The organism is Paenibacillus sp. EKM206P, assembly GCF_011066155.1.
In the GTDB taxonomy this organism is placed as follows: domain Bacteria; phylum Bacillota; class Bacilli; order Paenibacillales; family Paenibacillaceae; genus Paenibacillus; species Paenibacillus polymyxa_D.
Genome location: NZ_JAAMNQ010000042.1, coordinates 1 through 2,133 on the forward strand (window position 1 = coordinate 1; position 2,133 = coordinate 2,133).

Genomic DNA, 2,133 nt, shown 5'->3' on the forward strand with positions numbered 1-2,133 from the left:
CGCTACCTGCTGCTCGAACAGTGAACTTAACGTCTGATCTTGCGGATAATCTGCCGCCGTATCTCCCCACACCTGAACGATCTGCGCCTGCTCTTCCGGTGTCACCAATTCCAGCTCATTCACACGGATATGCGGATTATTCACGATTTGCTCGATGACATGCAGTACATGTCCCTGCATCCGCTCGATCGTAGACCGATCGTATACATTGGCGTTATATCTGAACATGATGCGGAAAAGCTCATCTGGCATCACAATCAAGTCCAGATCATAATTCGTTTGCTCAACAACCTCTACATTCGTAATTTCAAAAGCGGATGGACGAACTTCACCCAACTGCTCGACTTGCTCCTCAACCGGATAATTCTCAAATACCATAATGTGGTTAATCAGATGCTGCTTCTGCTCGGTCAGCGCCTGAATTTCATACAGCGGGAAGCTGTCATAGGCTCCTGAGGCCAGTGCCTGCTCCTGCGTTTTCCGCATGATGTCCACAAACGTGGCATTCTGTTCACTTTGAATCCGCACTGGGATCGTATTAATGAACAGACCGATCATATGCTCTACACCCGCAATATCCGTCGGACGTCCAGATACCACACTGCCGAATACAACATCCTCATTGTTGTTATATTGCTGCAAAATAAGGCCCCACACGCTCTGCATCAGCGTATTAATCGTGACCTGCTGCTGCTTTGCAATCCGGTACATCGCTTCGCTCCACGCTGGATCCAGATCTACCGTTATTTTTTCAGAAACATACTCGCTGGTTTCACTTGCTGTAATGGACACCGTATGATCCCTGCTGTCCGCCATGTGGTCTTTCGATGCGGTATCCGATCCAGGCAACAACGTCTGCTGTTCAAAGCCCGCCAAATAGCTGCTCCAATACTCTTTTGCCGCACGTTCATCCTGACGCCCCAGCCATTCGATATATTGGCCGTATGGAGTGATCGGAGCAAACTCCGGCTGTTTCTGCTCCAGCAGCGCAAAGTACGTACCAAACACTTCCCCAGTAACGAGCGATAAGCACCAGCCATCCATGACAATGTGATGGAAGCTCCAGACCAAATGATACGTTTCTTCATCGGTTTGCAATACCTGTACGCGCATAAGTGCATCCGTACCGAGATCAAAGCCTCTAGCCTGGTCTTCCTGCTTAAACGTCTGGATATACGCCTGTTGCTCCGCTTCCTGCATTTCGCGTATATCCTTGAAGGACAGATCGCTATCTTTGTGACGGAACACGATTTGCAATGGCTCCGGACCATGTCCTGTTTCAAATCGATGGAAATTCGTCCGCAGCGCTTCATGACGCTGTGTCAGTACATCTAGACTCTTGCGGAAAATTTCAACATCAAAGCTGCCTTTTTGATCAAACGAAGCTTGCTGGAAGTATGCGCCTGAGTCCGGCTCCATCAGACTATGGAACAGCATCCCCTTCTGCATTGGAGAAAGAGCATACACATTTTCAAGCTCGCCCACAGAAGCTGTTTGCTCCGTCAATTGTTCCAGTTGTTCCAACGACAAGCCTTTGAACAAGACATCGCTTGGGGTTAGCTCACTCCGCTCTTGGGAGGTACAATGAACGATCACTTCCTGCAAGCTTTCCTGCAGCAACCGGGCAAACTTCTCTACATTTTGCTGTTGATATACCTTACTGTCATAGCGAATGTCCAGTGTCAGCGCGCCCGCTGTAATCATGCCGTTCACATTCAAAGGATGCTCCAGTACAGTATGGTCACTCATCGACTCTCCACCTGGATGCGAAGACAGCGTAATATCCCCATTTTCCAAGTCCTGATCAAACTGTCCCAAATAGTTAAAGCTAATTTCAGGCTGCAAGGTCAAGGAAGGATGGACATCATGCTGAGACATATATTTCAAAATGCCGTAGCCAATGCCCTTATGCGGTACATGGCGCAGGTCTTCCTTCACCCGCTTGATTCGCTGCCCTACTTCTGCCTTCCCATCCACATCAAGCAGCACCGGATATTGGCTCGTAAACCAGCCCACGGTACGTGTGATGTCGATATCTGGAACAATGGCTTCCCGGCCATGGCCCTCCAGATTGACCAGTACGCGCTCCTGACCGCTCCAGTTATATAACGCGGTGCCGAGTGCAGTTAACAG

1 protein-coding gene is annotated in these 2,133 nt (G+C 49.4%); it reads right to left on the bottom strand.

Annotated features, from left to right (window positions below; all coding sequences use genetic code 11):
- Positions 1–2,133: condensation domain-containing protein (locus G9G53_RS25545; RefSeq protein ID WP_238796307.1), on the bottom strand; the 2,133-nt coding region annotated here is incomplete at both ends.